Genomic DNA, 15,281 nt, shown 5'->3' with positions numbered 1-15,281 from the left:
ACCGCCCAAGGGTGGTGGTTCAGTGAGACCGGTCTCACCCGTGTATGCTGATTGAGACCGGTCTCAGTGGGATTTCCCGAAGACTAGGAGACGCCTCCCGCGCACGTCAAGCGTCGATGTCCCGGAACATCCGTCCGCCGTCGCCGGCGCTGAGGCGACCCGAGCAAGGCAGGATTTATGGCGAAGGCAGGCAATAACCGCGAAATCACCGTCGCCGATGTCGCCCGCGAGGCCGGTGTCTCCAAGGCTCAGGCGGCTCGCGCGCTCGGAGCGTACGGCGCCGTGAGCGACGCCGTACGCGAACGGGTGCTGGCCGCCGCGGCCCGGTTGAACTACCGCCCCAACCAGCCGGCCCGGACCCTGAACACCGGTCGCTCGCACAGCGTCGGCGTGGTCGTCGGCGACATCGAGAACCCCTACTTCTCGCTGGCGACGCGGGGCATCTCCGACGCGGTCGAGCGTTCCGGCTTCACCGTGGTGCTCGCGAACACCAGCGAACGCGTGATGGCCGAGCGCGCCGCCGTGGACATGCTGATGGACAAGCGGGTCGACGGGCTGATCGTCGCTCCGGCCTCGACGGGCGATGCGGCCCATCTGCAGGCCGTGGTCGACGCCGGGCGCCCGCTCGTGCTGCTCGACCGCACCGTCCCCGGGCTCGCCGCCGACGCCGCCCGGGCCGAGATCGAGCCCGCGGCACGCGAGGCGGCCGACCATCTGCTGGCCCTGGGGCATCGCCGGATCGGCTACATCACCACCGCCGACGGCAGCGACGTCCGCACGGACGGGCCCCACCCGCTGCCGTCCCCGGTGGCCGCCCGCGTCGCCGGCCTGGTCGGCGGATTCACCGAGCGCGGCCTGACCTGGGATTCCGACCTGCTGCGGTCCTGCCGCCACGACGAGGCGGCGATCCGCAAGGCCGTGGTCGATCTCGTCCGCGACCCGAGCCCGGCGACGGCCCTGATCGCCTCCGACAGCCTGATCGGCCTGGTCGTCGTCGGGGCGTTGCAGGAGGAGGGCCTGCGGATCCCCGACGACGTCTCGGTCCTGATGTACGACGACCAGCCGTGGGCGCGGCTGGTCACGCCACCGATCACGGTGGTGGCGCAGCCGACGTACGACATCGGGCACGCGGCCGGATCCCGGCTCGCCGCGCTGATCGGTGGCGCAACGAACTCCCCGCCCCTCGTGCCCCTCCCCGCCACCCTGATCCGGCGCGGCTCGATCGGGCCGGTGGGCGGCGCATCGCCGGCGCGCTCATGAGCGAACAGCACTCTTGAACCGGCGTGCCCCGAGCAGTGGAGTGACCTCGTCGGTCAGTGCGGGTCGCCGTCCAGCAGGCGTTCGAGACGGGCGGTCGCCTCGGCCGGGTCGTAACCGGGGAGGGCCGCGCGCATGAGGTCGTGGGTCTGGCGCTGGGCGTCGGCGGCGGCCTCGCGCAGCGCGGCCAGCGTCTCCTCGGCCAGCTCGTGGCTGTTCAGCTTCATGGCGCGGGCGCTGTAGGAGACGTCGAGCACGCGGCCGTTCGGGTCCACGCTCGCCTTGACGTGGCCGCCCGCCCCCGCTCCCGTGCCGACGATCTTGTTGAGCTCTTCCTGCGCCGTCTCCAGCCAGGCCAGCATGCGCTCGCCCTGGCGGCCGGCCTCGTCCAGGTCCTCATCCCTGATGTTGCCCGGATCGATCAGCGGGCCGAACATGCTTGCCTCCCCCTCAGATATAGAGATCGCGGGCGGCCTGCTCGACCCGCTGGCGTACGAAGGTCTCGTCGAGCGGCTCCGGCAGGGTCCTGCCCTTGACCTTGTCCGCGATCTCCAGGGCCTGCCGTTCGGCGTTCGCCTGCGCCTCCTGGAGCACGGCCGTGACCTTCCTGCCGAACTCCCGCTCGCTCAGCCGCATTGCCCGCGGGTCGATGCGGAGGCGGGTCAGGCCGCCCTGGCCGTCGGCGGCGGCCTCGACCAGGCCGTCGTCGCTCCCGGCCCGGCCCTCCACCTGCTGGATCGCGGCCCTGGCGGCCCGCAGGTCACGCATGATCTGCCGGCTCTGGTCGAGGTAGGCGGCCAGGTAGTCGGCGTCGTTTTCCGGCGCGGGTGTCGGCATGTCAGGACTCCGGCGATCAGATGGCGTACTGGCCGACCAGTCTAGACAAATCCCGACTCGATCTTGACGTGAGATGTGGATCTCATGAACACGAAATCTTGCCTATTAACCGACATGTAACGATATGGTGCTGCGGCATGACGGGACTTGAGATCGCCCTGGGGGCGGTGGGGCGGAACGCCTCGGAGATCAGGACCCTCGGGGAGGACTACGACGCCGCGATCCAGCGGCTCAGGGAACGCGCGAACGGCGCCGCGGCGTGGGGTGACGACGGCCTGTTCGGCGTGATCACCGCCGCGTACGCCGAGTGCACCCAGATGGGACTCGCCGCGCTCACCGGGGTGTCGTCGGAGATCACGGGCACCGGCGAAGGACTGGACGCCGTCGGCAGGAACACGCAGGCCGCCGAGGACGCGAACGTCCGCAACCTCGGAAACAGCACATGGGCGTGATGCTTCCGCCGGAGGTGGCGGGGTTCGTGCAGATGCTCGGCATCCTCTGGCCGAACATCGACGAGGACGAGATCAGGAAGGACGCCACCGCCTGGCGTACCGTGACGGCCGGCACCGACCGCTCGGGCGCGGAGGCCGACACGTCGGTCCGCCGAACGCAGGCCGGCTACCGCGGCGAGTCCGCGACGGCCATGGCCGGCCGCTGGAACGCCACCGGAGGCAACGGCGGCCATCTCTCCCAGGCGGCGGCCGCGGCGAGAGTGGTGCCCGTGGTCCTGGACGGCACGGCGAACGTGGTGACCGCGGTGAAGCTGGTCGTGGGCACCCAGGCCGCCGGCGCGATGGTCAATGTCGCTCAGCTGGTGGCATTCGGGGGCGCGGCCGGCGTGACGGCCGCGTACGCGCGCATGCTCCTCGCCCGTCAGGCGGCGGGGAGGGGACTGCGCGAGGCCGGCGAGGGCACCGCCAAGGTGCTGGCTCCGGGACTCAGTGCCAGGGCCACGGCGACCTGGCACCGCATTTTCGGCGACCTGCGTGGACTGGGCCGACCGGGCGGCACCCCGGCGCTGGCCGGGGCCGGCGGCCGCACCGTGGGCCCGAGGGCGATGACCGGCCCCCGCCACGCGCGCGACTACCTGGCCACCATGGGCCGCAACAACAACAATGCTCGAAGAGGCGGCGGCGGCCGTCGCGGCGGCGGAGGCCGCCGCGGAGGCGGCGGAGGCGGCGGAGGCGGCATATTCCGCCGTGACCAGTCAGGAAAGGTGCACGGCGACCTTCCCCGCGACACCAGGGGCATGACGAAAGAGCAGGCGGAGCGGGTTCAGCGGGAACTGATGAAGAGCATCAGCAAAAGAGAGACGGAGCAGAGGGTGCTCGGCGAGGAGGCCGGGCACAGGACCCGAATCAATATGGAGAGGGAAGCCCTCAGAAAGGTCCAAGAGGACATGCAGAGGAGATGGGGGAGACAGTAGGAGATGCAGACGCAAGCAGGCGATGACCTCATTGAGCGCATCCGCACGCATTCGGCCGACGACGACGTCGTGGGCCCGGCGGCCAACGACCTGCTGAGTGAGCTGTATGCCGGATACCCCGTCGAGAACCTCGGCAGGCTCCTCCACAGCGGCGACGACGCGGCCGTGGGGACGGGCATCTGGCTGCTGTCGGAGCTGGGAGAGCGTGCCGCCCCGATGATGGACGAGGTCCCGGCCCTGCTCGCGCACCCGCTCCGCCGCGTTCGGTACTTCGCGATCGAGGTCGTGCTGTTGAGCGCCGACGCCCGACACGGGGCCGTCATCGCCCAGGTCATGAACCTGAGCCGGGATTTCGACAGCGCCGTCCGCTGGAAGGTGCTCGAGTTCCTGGCCGAGGCCACGGACGACCAGCTCGCGGCCGGGGCGGCAGCGCTGGAGCCCGGCCAGGTCAAGGAGCTGGCCGAGTGGTTGATCCGCCTGGACGAGGAGGAGGAGCCCGACCCGCGGGACGTCGTCGCCCGGCTCGAAGGGCTTGACCCGCTGGCCCGGCTGTTCGCCGCGGCGGCCGCCGCGCACCTGTCCGACGAGGACGACCCGAACCTCCTGCAGCATGCGGCCACCGCCGATGACGAGGAGATCAGCTCGTTCGCCCGGCAGCGGCTCGAGGAACTGGCGGAGTAGCGCGGGCGGAGCCGGCCCAGGCCCTACTGGGGAACGCGGCCGACGCCGCCCAGGATGCCGCCCTTGTCCAGCCCGGGGGGAATGAACGGGTCGTCGTTGCGCCAGTCCTGCACCGGCACAAGGCCGGGTTCGAGCAGCTCCAGCCCGTCGAAATAGGTGCGCACCACGTCGTGGTCCCGCAGGTGCAGCACGCCGGAGGTGGTGCGCCGGTAGACGTCCTGGGTCTCGCTCCTCAGGTCCGGGGTGCTCTGGCCCTTCTCCACGTACGCGTGCGAGATGATCAGGTGGCTCCCCGGCGCCAGCGGCTCGCGCAGGGCTCGGACGATGCCGGCCACCTCGTCGTCGTCGCCGAAGAAGTGGAAGAGCGCGACGGCCAGGACCGCCACGGGCCGGCTGAAGTCGAGGTGGTGGGCGGCGGCGGCCATGAGCGCCTTGGGGTCGTGCGCGTCGCCGTCGATGATCACCGTGTCGGGGTTGTCGGCCAGCAGCGCCCGGGCGTGGACCAGCACGATCGGGTCGTTGTCCGAGTAGACGACCTTGGCGTCGGGGATGATCCGGTGCGCGACCTGGTGCACGTTGTCCTGAGTGGGCAGGCCGGTGCCGATGTCGAGGAACTGCCGCACGCCGGCCCTGGCCATCGCCTCCACGGCGCGGACCAGGAAGCCGCGGTTCGCCCGGGCCATCTCCCGTACGTTCGCGCCGCGCTGCCTGCTCAGCTCGAGGATCTTCTCGGCGGCCTCGCGGTCAGCGGGGAAGTTGTCCTTCCCGCCCAGGAAATAGTCGTACATGCGGGCGACGGTGGGGACGGTCGGATCGATCTTCCCCGGAAGCCGGTCACGCTCGGTCACGCTACACCCTTCCTCCCCTTTGATCGCATCTTATGGGGAATCACCAGATCTGTGATCAGAATCAGTGAGGTGCCCGGTATTCAAGCGACTCACTCGTAAGAGGGAGTGCGGAAATAGGTAGCACCGGCGATCCGCGGCGGCATCGTTGATCGACAGGATGGGCGCATCGCAGAAGCAACCCCCTCACCTGGAGATACTCCGATGAAGCTGTCCGTCGCCTGCCTCGCCCTGGCCACCCTCGTCGCGGCGGCGCCCGCCTACGCGGCCACGCCGGCCCCGACCTCCACGCCGGCCCCGGCCTCCACGCCGAGCGCCTGCCCGCCACCGGCCGTCGTCCAGCCCGATCCGGACGCGGCCGTCCCGCCCGTCGACGCCGCCGCGCTGCGGCAGTCCATCGCGGGCCTGCCCGCGGCCGACGCCACCGCCGCGATCGTCCGGGTGGGCGGCACCAAGGGCTCGTGGACGGGCGTGACCGGCGTGGCGGATCTCGTCACCAAGCGCAAGGCGTCGCAGCACGTACGCTTCCGGGTGGGCAGCGTGACCAAGATGTTCACCACCGCGGTGGTGCTGCAGCTCGTGGCCGAGGGCAAGATCTCGCTCAACGGGACGGTCCAGGACTACCTGCCCGGCCTGCTGCCCGACGCCTACCCCGACGTCCGCGTCGGCCAGCTGCTCAACCACACCAGCGGCCTGCCGTCGCCCGACGTGCCGGACACGTTCGACTGGGTGTATCAGACCCGGTTCAGGACGTGGACGCCGAAGGAGTACGTCGCGCTGGCCGTGCGCAACCCGATCGAGTTCGCGCCCGGCACCCGGCAGCACTACGTCAACACCAACACCTTCGTGGCCGGCCTGCTGATCGAGAAGGTCACCGGACGCTCGTACGAGCACGAGGTCACCTCCAGGGTCCTGCGCCCGGTCGGCCTGCACGACAGCTACCTGCCCGGCGTCTCTCCCCGCATCCGCGGCCCGCACCACAAGGGCTACCAGTCCGTGCCCGCGGGCTTCGACGACGCCATCCCCTACGGTGCTGGCCAGGTGGTCGACATGACCGAGACCAGCGTCACCTCCACCTGGGCCTCCGGCGATCTCATCTCCACCGCCGCGGACCTGGAGAAGTTCCTCAAGGCGCTGTTCTCGGGGAAGGTCGTGCCGCCCGCGCAGCTGGAGCCGATGTTCACGGTCCCGGACGTGATGATGTACGACAAGTGCGGCAACCAGCCGGCCGTCTACACCTCGGGCATGGCGAAGATGGTGCTGCCTGGCGGCATCGTGGCCTACGGCAAGACCGGCGCCCGCTACGGCTACGCCGCCGGGGTCGGCGCGACCCGTGACCTGAGCCGGACCCTCGTCTACTCGGTCAACTCCACCGACGCCAAGGCCTCCGGCCAGAACCAGCGGACCCTGCGCATCGCGCTGGCCGCCTTCACGGGATGATCCCGCGGGGGTGCTCCCGGCTGCGGTCTACCCGCGTGGGGCGTACATGATGACCAGGACGCCGATGATGCAGATGGCCGATCCGATGACGTCCCACCGGTCGGGCTGGAACCTGTCCACCACCACACCCCAGATCAGCGACCCCGCGACGAACACACCTCCGTAGGCGGCGAGGATGCGGCCGAAGTGGGGATCCGACTGGAACGTGGCGACGAACCCGTACAGGCCCAGAGCGATCACGCCGGCGCCGACCCAGAGCAGCCCACGCTGCTCTCTCACCCCCTGCCAGACCAGCCAGGCCCCGCCGATCTCGGCGAGCGCGGCGACCACGAACAGCAGGAGGGAGCGCGCGACAGTCACGGTTGCGACTGTAGAGGACCGCCTTCGGCTGACGCCGGCAGGCGGATCCCCTGCTCAGGCCGGCCATGACGATGGCCGGCCGGCTCGCCCAGGTCCGCGACCTCGTCCAGGGTCTGAGCGTTGACCCCCGCCGCCTCGGCGACCTCTCCGGTCCGCAGCCATTGCGCGCTCATGACACGACCCCGGGAGCCGCTTCCTCGGCGCGGGCCTGGAGACCGTCGAGCACTCCCACGTGCGCGGCAGGCACCTCCACGTCCACAACCAGCCGCGCGTCACCGGGTGTGAGGGAGAAGGCGAAGAACGAGCAGCATCTCGTCTCCCTGGCTGTCAGGTCCCGCGCGGTCTCCTCCACCTGGGATCCGCCGTCCAGCATGAGCCTCAGGTGAGTCGGTCCCACGCGTTCCAGCCCGCGCAGCGCCGCCGCGAACAGCTCGTCGAACTCCGCCACACGCAGCGGCCGTTCCGCGGTCGGCAGCGTGCATTCAGCCGGCGCCCATTCCATGGTCTCTCCTTGAGCCGAGGCCGTCCCCGTACGGACGTCGCCCATGGCTCGACGGTAACCCTGTACCCGGATGCAACCCCCCATTCGCGCCCCGACGCGGACGGACCCCCTGAACCTTTCGTGAATGACCTGAAAGGCCTGCACCCCAACGCAGCCTGGCCATTATTCTCGACGGCCCCATATCGGCGCCATAAATTCTCCATAAGTTCCCTACAAGCTCCTACGACCTGCGCGAACGCGCGAATAGGTGGCAGCCCGAGATATAGCTTCATCGGCGATTTGAACACCGTTCCAGGGAAATGTCCAGCTCTTGTGGCGCGATTTACCATCACTTACTCTCCAGGTGATCAAATCACTTCCCGCTTTCCCCGGAGGCACCACTTGCGCCGATTAGCGCTGCCCATCGCCCTCACGGCGATGCTCTTCCCCTTCCTCGCCCCGGAAGTCGCCACCGCCGCCTCCACCGCCGCGTCCGCCACCGCACTCGCGGACCCGCCGCTGGCTGACGTACAGGAGATCGGCCCCGGCCAGTACTCCGCCGACACCAAAACCTTCCAGCTCACCGAACTGGACGTGTCCGCCGGCGCGATCAGCCGCAAGCATGGTGTGGCTCTGACCACCGGCGACCTGGCCCGGCCGCAGTCGGCCCCGGCCACCCGCCCCGAATTGGCGGTCTTCGGGCCGGGCTGGCAGGCCGAGTTCGCCGGTGGGCAGATCAACCGGAAACTGGAGAACCAGAACGGCACGTTCGTCGTCACGGACCTCGAGGAAGGGACGTCGACCAGCTACCCCCTGAAGAGCAGCATCTCCTACCCCGACGGCGGCGGCGTCCAGACGTACGAGGCCGGCGACGGATCCAAGATCACCCAAACCACCAAGTGGGACGCGGTCATCGGAGCGATGCGCACCACGACGACCGAGACGTTCGCGACGAATCTGGGTTCCCTGGACCCGGGCAAGGAGCCCTTGACCAACCCCGACGGCACCCCCGTCAGCGACGCCGACCTCCAGTTCACCTACACCTGGTCACGCCAGTCCGGCGCGCCGAGCGCCGACCCCTGGCGGGTGGTCAGCGTGGGCACCACCGCCTTGGGCAAGTCCACGGTCTCCTACGACGCCCAGGGCCGAGTCAGCACCGTCAAGGAACCGGCGCGCGGCGAGAACCCCGGGTCCCTCACCAAGTTCACCTACGCCACGACCACCACGGCCGCCGGCACCTCCTTCGGCGACTACACGGGCCGGCTCAAGGAAGTCACCGTCGCCTACGGAACCGAGGCGCCGCAGACCGAGGCCAGCTACGCCTACGACCCGAACGGACTCCTGCGCACCGTGACCGACCCCAGCGTCGGCGCCACCCAGGGGACCTATGCCTACGACTCGGTGGGACGCCTGTCATCGATCGAGTCCGCCGGCAACGGCGCATGGCAGCTCACCTTCCCGGCGGGCGTCGCCGCTCCCCAGGTGACCGCCATCGGCACCGACATGCCGGCCAACGGCGGGCCGACCGAGGGCGCGGCCGGGAGCGAAGACCCCAACGCCACCGAGCCGCCGGCCGGCGACTTCCTGCCGGACGGCGTGGACGCCCCGCAGTCCTACCCGAAGAAGTGCGACACGGCCAAGACCTGGATGTGGTACACGAAGTCGGGCTGCTCGGCCTGGGCATACCACGGCGGCAAATGGCGGCAGCCGGGCTGGAAGCGGACTGCCAGCGGCTTCAATGTCAGGGGCATCACCTACGACCACTGCACGAAGCCGGGAGTGGACCGCCCCCTCGGGTTCGACTTCCGACCGGCCTGTGACTCCCACGACTACGGGTACGGCCTGATGACCAACCAGAAGAAGCACTACAAGTACTACCTCGACCGCACGTGGTGGCGGAAGGCCGACGTGGACACCCGCTTCTTCATCACCTTGAAGGACAAGGTGTGCGGGGGCTACTTCTTCCTGGTGCGGCCCAGCTGCAGAAGGATCGCGGCCGTCTATTACGCGGCCGTCCTGACCTTCGGCATGCCCGGCTAACGGCGCGAGCAGAACCCAAACCTGCGCTGTGACCTTTCCTCGGGGACCTTTCCTCGGGACTCTTCCTCGGGCCGGATGGCGGCATCGGCCGCCGTCCGGCCACCCCTCATGCCGGCGTCGTTCCCCTGCACCTCCTTTATGTAAGGCGCGGTACGTCATGAAATTACGAGTCTTAACCTGTCTCATCGTGGCGCTGGCGGCCACGGCGATCGCGACCGGGCCGGCCTACGCGGTGCAGGCCCCTTCAGCGGCTTCCACAGCGACCCCCACAGCCGCCGCTTCGGCCGCGCAGCAGACCACTTCGGCGGCCCCCTATATCGAGCCCCAGCTGAGCGCGCGGGTGGCCGCCGCAGGCAAGATCAGAGTGAACGTGGTCAGCAGAACCCGCGCCGACATGCCGGACGCGGCCGCCAGCGGCCAGGTCGTCCAGCAACTGTCCCGCTTCCCCTTGAGCACCCTGCACGTCGACCAGGCCGGGCTGGACCGGCTGGCCAAACTGCCCAGCGTGCTCAGCGTGACCGAGGACCGGCCGATGCGGCCGTCCCTGGCCGAGAGCATCCCGCTGATCGGCGCGGACAAGACCAGGGCCGCGGGCAAGACGGGCGCCGGCAGCGTGGTGGCCGTGCTGGACACCGGCGTCGCGGTCAACCACCCCTTCCTCAAGGACCGGGTGCTGGAGGAGGCCTGCTTCTCCCCCATCGACGCCGACTACTCCGCCACCAGCCTGTGTCCCGACGGCACCGCCGAGCAGGAAGGGCCCGGCTCCGCCGACGCCGACCAGGGCCCGTGCGCCGACGTCGCGCTGGACTGCGACCACGGCACCCACGTGGCCGGCATCGCGGTCGGCGACGGCACGGGCGTGGCCGGCGCCCCGCCGGCCGGCGTCGCGCCCGGTGCCGAGCTGGTCGCCATCCAGGTGTTCAGCAAGTTCAGCTCCGAAGACGTGTGCGGGCCGGGCGCCGCCCCGTGCGTGCTCAGCTTCACCAGCGCCCAGCTCGCCGGCCTGGAGAAGGTGCTGGAACTGAAGAACGCGGGCGTGCCGCTGGTGGCCGCCAACCTCAGCCTGGGGAGCGGCCAGTACACCGCCGCCTGCGACGACGTCCTGTACAAGACGGTCATCGACAGCCTGCGCACCGCCGGCGTGGCCACCGTGGTCGCGGCCGGCAACGACGGCTTCGGCGCCGCCGTAGCCGCCCCCGCCTGCGTGTCCTCGGCCATCGCCGTCGGCGCCACCACCGACCAGGACGGCGTGGCCGCCTTCAGCAACCGCGGCGCGCTGCTGGACCTCTTCGCCCCCGGCGTCTCCATCGTCTCCTCCGTCCCCGGCGGCAAGTGGGCCTCCTTGAGCGGCACCTCGATGGCCGCTCCGCACGTCACCGGAGCCCTGGCCGTACTGCGCCAGGCCCTGCCCAACGCCACGCTGGACCAGCTCGAAACCGCTCTGAAGAGCACCGGGAAATCCATCGCCTACAACGGCGTGACCACCCCTCGGATCCAGGTCGACGCCGCCGTACTGGGGAAGGCCCCTGACCCCGGCGCCTGGCCCATCCCGTACTTCCAGAACATGAAGGACACGGCGATCCCCGACCACGGCACCGTGACGTCCTCCATCCCGGTCACCGGCCTGATGGGCACCGCGCCCGCCACCACCGAGGTGTACGTCGACATCCACCACACCTGGCGCGGCGAACTGAAGATCGACCTGATCGCCCCGGACGGCAAGGTCTACCCGCTGCAGGCCAACGACCCCAACGACAGCGGCGACATCATCCACGAGACCTACACCGTCAACGCCAGCGCCTCCCCGGCCAGCGGCACCTGGAAACTCCGCGTGCAGGACGTCGAATACCTCGACACCGGCTTCATCGACGGCTGGTGGATCCGGCTGCCCTGCTTCGGCAACTGGGACGACACCGCCATCCCCGATCCCGGCGTCGCCGAGTCCAGCATCGTCCTGGCCTGGATCAACGGCAACGCCCCCACCCGCACGCGGGTCCACGTCGAGATCGACCACACCTGGCGCGGCGACCTGAAGATCGACCTGGTCGCGCCGGACGGCAAGGTGTACCCGCTGCGCGCCGCCGATCCCAAGGACGGCACCGACAACATCGACGAGAACTACTGGGTGAACGCCAACGTCTCACCAGCCAGCGGCACCTGGAAACTCCGGGTGGAAGATCTCGTCAAGGGCGACAAGGGCTTCATCAACGGATGGACCCTGACGCTGTAGAGGCACCCACAGGATGGCTGCCCGCGCACCTGTCGCGGGCAGCCTGGCCCTTTCCCGGTGTCGCACCGCGAACACTATGGCCGTCACGAGCGTCAAAGCATGTATGAAAGCTGACAGAAGGCGCACCGCCGCCGTAACGGCCATGCTGCTGCTGGCGGTCACCGGCTGGGGCGCTGAGGCCCACGCAACCTCTTCGTCGGAAACCGCGGCCCAGCGATGCGTGACGGGACAGTTGAAGGCGAGCCTCGGCCGGATCGACCCGGGGGCGGGCCAGCGCAACACCGACCTGTTGCTCACCAACAGGTCGGCCAGGACGTGCTCGGTCTACGGGTTCGTCGGGCTCATCATGATCGACGGCAAGGGCGACGCGCTTCGTACGAGGGTCCGCAGAAACGGCGTCACGCCACACCGCGTGACGCTCAAGCCAGGACATAGCGCAAAAGCCGGGCTCCACTGGGGTGTGATCGAGACGGGCGGCGAGAAGACCTGCCCGACGGCCGCCCGCCTCATGATCATCCCTCCGGACGAGACCGCCCACCTGGAGATCCCCTTCAACGCGCAGGTGTGCGACGACGGCCGCATCGACGTCGCGCCCTTGCGCTGACCAGGTCAGAGCGGGCGGCCGCCCGACAGATGTTCGCGCAACAGCGCGAAGAACGTGTCGCCGCGGACGATCTCGAACGGATCCTCGAGGAGGCCGGCGAGCTCGGCGATGTCGGTCGGCGTCCAGTTCCAGGCGTTGACCGCACCGGCGATGAACAGCGGCCGGCCTCCGTCCCATCCTTCGATCCGCCGCACCAGCGTGTCCCGGTACTCCTGCGCCTTGCCCTGCGGCGAGAAGTTCCCGATCACGGGCAGGCCCGCCGGGTCGATCAGCAGGTCGCCGGTCTCCCATGACTGGATGATGCCGCGTAATGGGGTGTCGCGCCGGTACGCGGCGACGACGCGCTCGTCGAAGGCCGCCCAGCCGTCGCCCTCGGGCTTTGGGTGGGACGGCCGAAGTTCGGAAGGAGGGGGCGGTGGGGCGATCTCTCGCGGCGGCGGGGCTCTGGAACGTCAGGCCGAGACCGCCGGCCGCGAGGACCACGCCGTTCGCCCGGAGGAAACTGCGTCGTGACACCATCAACGATCTCCGCTCCTCGTGGGGGGACAAGGATTGACACCGCTGTCAACTGGATCTGCCATGGCGTGCGACGGCGCGGCCGGTGCTACCGTGCGCGGAACGCCTTGTACTCCCCCAGCAGCGCGTCGAGGCGCCGCACCATGAAGGTGTAGTACTCGTGCATCTCCCGCAGGCGGGCGCGCTGCCGCTCGGGGAGGTCGGCCGGGATGCGTTTCCGCCTCCCGGCCACCGTGTACCCCAACGACCCGGCGGCCCCGGGCGCCTGACGCGCCGGACGGCACACCGCCGTCCGCGTACGGCCCACCGGGCACCTCACCGGGCACCTCACCGGCACCTCACCGTCGCGTTCGTCTGCCGCGCGGGTCGCGCTCGCGGCGGACGATCGCCTTCCTTCCCTTGATCGTGGTCCGCCGGAGCGCGGCGATCACCTCGTCGGCCGCGGCCTGCGGCACCTCCACCAGCGAGAACCGGTCGGCGATCTCGATCGCGCCGATGTCGCGTCCGCTCAGGCTCGACTCTCCGGCTATCGCGCCGACCAGATCCTGCGGCCGGATCCCCGCGCTGCGGCCCAGGCCGAAGAAGAGGCGTGCCATTCCACCCGCAGGGCCGCGGGCGTACCGCCCGCCGTCCGGGGCGGCCTCCCTCCGCCCCCGCCGATCGTCCGCGGCCCGCGGGGCCACCTCGGGAATCTCCTGCTCGTCGGGCGTGGTCCCGCTTGCCTCGTGCGCGAGCTTGACGGCGGCGAGCGCCACTTCCATGAGGTCGAACTCGTCGGTGAGCGACTCGACCACGACGTGGAACGGCTCGAGGTCGTCCTGGAGCAGGGATTCCTCCAGCGCGGCACGGGTCAGCTCCATCCGGCGCGCGCGCAGGTCGGCGACGGTCGGCAGCCGCTCCACCGCGATCCGCTGGTTGGTCACCCGTTCGATCGCCTTGAGCATGCGGTGCTCGCGCGGCTCCACCAGGGTCAGCGCAACGCCTTCGCGGCCGGCGCGGCCGACCCTGCCGATGCGGTGCACATACGCCTCAGGGGCTGACGGGACGTTGTAGTTGACGACGTGGGTGAGTTGTTCGACGTCGAGCCCTCGCGCGGCCACGTCGGTCGCGATGAGCAGGTCAGCGGTCCCCGCCCGCAGCCGTGACATCACCCGGTCGCGCTGCTCCTGCTCCATCCCGCCGTGCAGGGCCTCGGCACGGTAGCCGCGCCCGTTCATGGTCTCCGTGAGCTGATCGACCTCTTCGCGGGTGCGGCAGAAGACGATCGCGGCCGACGGCGCCTCGATGTCGAGAAGGCGCCCGAGCGCCGCCGGTTTGTGCGACCTGGCGACCAGGTACGCGCTCTGCTCCACCAACGGCGTCGCCTCGCGCCCCGTCGCGGCCGCGTGCCCCATCTCTATCCGGACCGGGTCGCGCAGGTGACGACGGGCGATCCCATCGATGCGCGGCGGAAGCGTGGCGGAGAACAGCACGGTCTGACGATCCTCGGGGGTCTCCGCGAGGATCGCCTCGATGTCGTCGGCGAACCCCATGTCGAGCATCTCGTCCGCCTCGTCGAGGACGACGGTACGCAGCAGCTCCAGGTCGAGCGTTCCCCGGCCGATGTGGTCGAGCGCCCGTCCCGGTGTCGCGACCACGACGTCCACCCCGCGCTTGAGCGCCTGCAACTGCCGGCCGATGGGCGCTCCGCCGTAGATCGGCAAGACGCGGGCACCCAGGATGCGGCCGTACCGGTGGAACGCCTCCGAGACCTGAATGGCCAGCTCCCGCGTGGGCACCAGCACCAGCGTCGTCGGACCCGTGCCATCACCGGGGGGCGGCATGCGCTGGAGCACGGGCAGCGCGAACGCCGCGGTCTTGCCCGTGCCCGTCGCCGCCTGCCCGAGCAGATCACTCCCCTGGGCCAACGGCGGGATCGCCGCTCTCTGGATCGGCGTGGGCTCTTCGTACCCCAGATCGGACAGCACGTCCAGGAGCTCGGCTCTGAGCCCCAGATCGGCGAAGGTGACCTCGCCATCGGTCGCATTCATGGTCATGCATCCCCACCGTACGCAATAACGCAGGTCTACCCTTGCCAGGGGTCAGGGAACATCAGGCGGAGATCAGCGGGAAGCCGTCCCCGCCGCGTCCTGGCTGGACGCCACCGGGCTGTGGGGCAGGGCGATAGTGGCCACGCTCGACGCGCTCCGCGCCCGGGAGGCCGGGGACGAGACCAAGGCCGGGGCGCTGCTCGCCGAGTCGCGGGAGCTGCAGCGGCAGGCCCGCGCCGTCCGGGTCAGCCCGCCGCGCAACCGCTGGGGGTCGGCCCAGCCCCAGGTCGGCGACGGGGTGCTCGACGTCTTCCCGGCCGACGCCGAGGCCCGGCTCCAAGGGTGATCAGCCGGGCGTGGGAGGCGTCCGCCGGCGTTTCGCCGCGTAACGGACAGGGGCGGGGGGGGGGGGCGGGCCGCCACCCCCCCCCCCCGGACGAAAATGGTGGGCCCCACAGAAAATTTTTTTAAAAAAAAAAAAAAAAAAAAAAAAAAACAAAAAAAAAAAAGGTAGGGGTGGTGGGTGGGGTGGTA

General features: G+C 70.1%; 17 protein-coding genes. 9 read left to right on the top strand and 8 right to left on the bottom strand.

Going from position 1 to position 15,281, the window contains the following annotated elements; genetic code table 11:
- Positions 1-177 precede the first annotated feature (177 nt).
- Positions 178-1,260, top strand: coding sequence for a LacI family DNA-binding transcriptional regulator (locus AB0J64_RS49000; RefSeq protein WP_364043472.1), 1,083 nt, complete (start codon positions 178-180; stop codon positions 1,258-1,260).
- Positions 1,261-1,313: 53 nt separating this feature from the next.
- On the opposite strand, the gene AB0J64_RS48995 is transcribed toward AB0J64_RS49000, so the two are convergent.
- Positions 1,314-1,694, bottom strand: a complete 381-nt coding sequence (locus tag AB0J64_RS48995; RefSeq protein ID WP_364043469.1) for a YbaB/EbfC family nucleoid-associated protein — start codon at positions 1,692-1,694, stop codon at positions 1,314-1,316.
- A gap of 13 nt (positions 1,695-1,707) precedes the next feature.
- The gene (locus AB0J64_RS48990) at positions 1,708-2,094 is read right to left on the bottom strand and encodes a YbaB/EbfC family nucleoid-associated protein (protein WP_364043466.1); all 387 of its coding nucleotides are present in this window, start codon (positions 2,092-2,094) and stop codon (positions 1,708-1,710) included.
- A gap of 137 nt (positions 2,095-2,231) precedes the next feature.
- Between AB0J64_RS48990 and AB0J64_RS48985 the strand changes: the two genes are divergently transcribed.
- From AB0J64_RS48985 to AB0J64_RS48975, 3 genes are read left to right on the top strand one after another with little or no spacing between them, the layout of a single operon-like run.
- Entirely contained in the window at positions 2,232-2,546 is a 315-nt protein-coding gene (locus AB0J64_RS48985) for a hypothetical protein (RefSeq protein ID WP_364043463.1), read from the top strand.
- Entirely contained in the window at positions 2,537-3,520 is a 984-nt protein-coding gene (locus tag AB0J64_RS48980) for a hypothetical protein (protein ID WP_364043460.1), read from the top strand. Before AB0J64_RS48985 ends, AB0J64_RS48980 begins: the two co-directional genes overlap by 10 nt.
- Before the next feature lie 3 nt (positions 3,521-3,523).
- Positions 3,524-4,201, top strand: coding sequence for a hypothetical protein (locus tag AB0J64_RS48975; RefSeq protein ID WP_364043457.1), 678 nt, complete (start codon positions 3,524-3,526; stop codon positions 4,199-4,201).
- A 23-nt stretch (positions 4,202-4,224) separates the two neighbouring features.
- Here AB0J64_RS48975 and AB0J64_RS48970 read toward each other — a convergent pair whose 3' ends face one another.
- A complete protein-coding gene (locus AB0J64_RS48970) occupies positions 4,225-5,049 on the bottom strand; it encodes an SAM-dependent methyltransferase (protein WP_364043454.1) in 825 nt (274 codons plus the stop codon).
- A 201-nt stretch (positions 5,050-5,250) separates the two neighbouring features.
- Between AB0J64_RS48970 and AB0J64_RS48965 the strand changes: the two genes are divergently transcribed.
- Positions 5,251-6,486 carry a serine hydrolase domain-containing protein gene (locus AB0J64_RS48965; RefSeq protein WP_364043451.1) on the top strand — a complete coding sequence of 412 codons (1,236 nt, stop codon included), beginning with the start codon at positions 5,251-5,253 and terminating at the stop codon, positions 6,484-6,486.
- 27 nt (positions 6,487-6,513) lie between these two features.
- Here the strand turns inward: AB0J64_RS48965 and AB0J64_RS48960 are convergent, their stop codons facing one another.
- Positions 6,514-6,846, bottom strand: a complete 333-nt coding sequence (locus tag AB0J64_RS48960) for a YnfA family protein (protein ID WP_364043448.1) — start codon at positions 6,844-6,846, stop codon at positions 6,514-6,516.
- A 169-nt stretch (positions 6,847-7,015) separates the two neighbouring features.
- Positions 7,016-7,348, bottom strand: a complete 333-nt coding sequence (locus tag AB0J64_RS48955; protein WP_364043445.1) for a hypothetical protein — start codon at positions 7,346-7,348, stop codon at positions 7,016-7,018.
- A 381-nt stretch (positions 7,349-7,729) separates the two neighbouring features.
- Here AB0J64_RS48955 and AB0J64_RS48950 point away from each other — a divergent pair, with 381 nt between their 5' ends.
- From AB0J64_RS48950 to AB0J64_RS48940, 3 genes are all read left to right on the top strand, one after another.
- Positions 7,730-9,367, top strand: coding sequence for a phospholipase A2 (locus tag AB0J64_RS48950; protein WP_364043442.1), 1,638 nt, complete (start codon positions 7,730-7,732; stop codon positions 9,365-9,367).
- A 157-nt stretch (positions 9,368-9,524) separates the two neighbouring features.
- Positions 9,525-11,597: a S8 family serine peptidase gene (locus tag AB0J64_RS48945; protein WP_364043439.1), complete on the top strand. Its 2,073-nt coding sequence runs from the start codon at positions 9,525-9,527 to the stop codon at positions 11,595-11,597.
- Positions 11,598-11,700: 103 nt separating this feature from the next.
- A complete protein-coding gene (locus AB0J64_RS48940; RefSeq protein ID WP_364043436.1) occupies positions 11,701-12,201 on the top strand; it encodes a DUF4232 domain-containing protein in 501 nt (166 codons plus the stop codon).
- 5 nt (positions 12,202-12,206) lie between these two features.
- On the opposite strand, the gene AB0J64_RS48935 is transcribed toward AB0J64_RS48940, so the two are convergent.
- The 3 genes from AB0J64_RS48935 to AB0J64_RS48925 all read right to left on the bottom strand — a co-directional run bounded on the left by AB0J64_RS48935 (position 12,207) and on the right by AB0J64_RS48925 (position 14,753).
- On the bottom strand, positions 12,207-12,626 hold the full coding sequence (locus tag AB0J64_RS48935) for a hypothetical protein (protein ID WP_364043525.1): 420 nt from the start codon (positions 12,624-12,626) through the stop codon (positions 12,207-12,209).
- A 179-nt stretch (positions 12,627-12,805) separates the two neighbouring features.
- Positions 12,806-13,024, bottom strand: a complete 219-nt coding sequence (locus AB0J64_RS48930; RefSeq protein WP_364043433.1) for a hypothetical protein — start codon at positions 13,022-13,024, stop codon at positions 12,806-12,808.
- Between the two features lie 31 nt (positions 13,025-13,055).
- Entirely contained in the window at positions 13,056-14,753 is a 1,698-nt protein-coding gene (locus AB0J64_RS48925) for a DEAD/DEAH box helicase (protein WP_364043430.1), read from the bottom strand.
- A 130-nt stretch (positions 14,754-14,883) separates the two neighbouring features.
- On the opposite strand from AB0J64_RS48925, the gene AB0J64_RS48920 reads away from it, so the two are divergent.
- Positions 14,884-15,093 (top strand): hypothetical protein, encoded by a 210-nt coding sequence (locus AB0J64_RS48920; protein WP_364043427.1) that lies wholly within the window; start codon positions 14,884-14,886, stop codon positions 15,091-15,093.
- The last annotated feature ends 188 nt before the right edge of the window (positions 15,094-15,281 follow it).

This window comes from Nonomuraea sp. NPDC049695 (genome assembly GCF_040674955.1).
Taxonomy (GTDB): domain Bacteria; phylum Actinomycetota; class Actinomycetes; order Streptosporangiales; family Streptosporangiaceae; genus Nonomuraea; species Nonomuraea helvata.
Note: the sequence above shows the minus strand (reverse complement) of the source record. Positions and strands in the feature narration are given on the sequence as shown.

What these genes read in the sequence shown, in the direction of transcription:
- AB0J64_RS49000 (WP_364043472.1), top strand. Translation starts at nt 178, where the DNA reads ATGGCGAAGGCAGGCAATAACCGCGAAATCACCGTCGCCGATGTCGCC.
- AB0J64_RS48995 (WP_364043469.1), bottom strand. Translation starts at nt 1,694, where the DNA reads ATGTTCGGCCCGCTGATCGATCCGGGCAACATCAGGGATGAGGACCTG.
- AB0J64_RS48990 (WP_364043466.1), bottom strand. Translation starts at nt 2,094, where the DNA reads ATGCCGACACCCGCGCCGGAAAACGACGCCGACTACCTGGCCGCCTAC.
- AB0J64_RS48985 (WP_364043463.1), top strand. Translation starts at nt 2,232, where the DNA reads ATGACGGGACTTGAGATCGCCCTGGGGGCGGTGGGGCGGAACGCCTCG.
- AB0J64_RS48980 (WP_364043460.1), top strand. Translation starts at nt 2,537, where the DNA reads ATGGGCGTGATGCTTCCGCCGGAGGTGGCGGGGTTCGTGCAGATGCTC.
- AB0J64_RS48975 (WP_364043457.1), top strand. Translation starts at nt 3,524, where the DNA reads ATGCAGACGCAAGCAGGCGATGACCTCATTGAGCGCATCCGCACGCAT.
- AB0J64_RS48965 (WP_364043451.1), top strand. Translation starts at nt 5,251, where the DNA reads ATGAAGCTGTCCGTCGCCTGCCTCGCCCTGGCCACCCTCGTCGCGGCG.
- AB0J64_RS48955 (WP_364043445.1), bottom strand. Translation starts at nt 7,348, where the DNA reads ATGGAATGGGCGCCGGCTGAATGCACGCTGCCGACCGCGGAACGGCCG.
- AB0J64_RS48945 (WP_364043439.1), top strand. Translation starts at nt 9,525, where the DNA reads ATGAAATTACGAGTCTTAACCTGTCTCATCGTGGCGCTGGCGGCCACG.
- AB0J64_RS48940 (WP_364043436.1), top strand. Translation starts at nt 11,701, where the DNA reads ATGAAAGCTGACAGAAGGCGCACCGCCGCCGTAACGGCCATGCTGCTG.
- AB0J64_RS48925 (WP_364043430.1), bottom strand. Translation starts at nt 14,753, where the DNA reads ATGACCATGAATGCGACCGATGGCGAGGTCACCTTCGCCGATCTGGGG.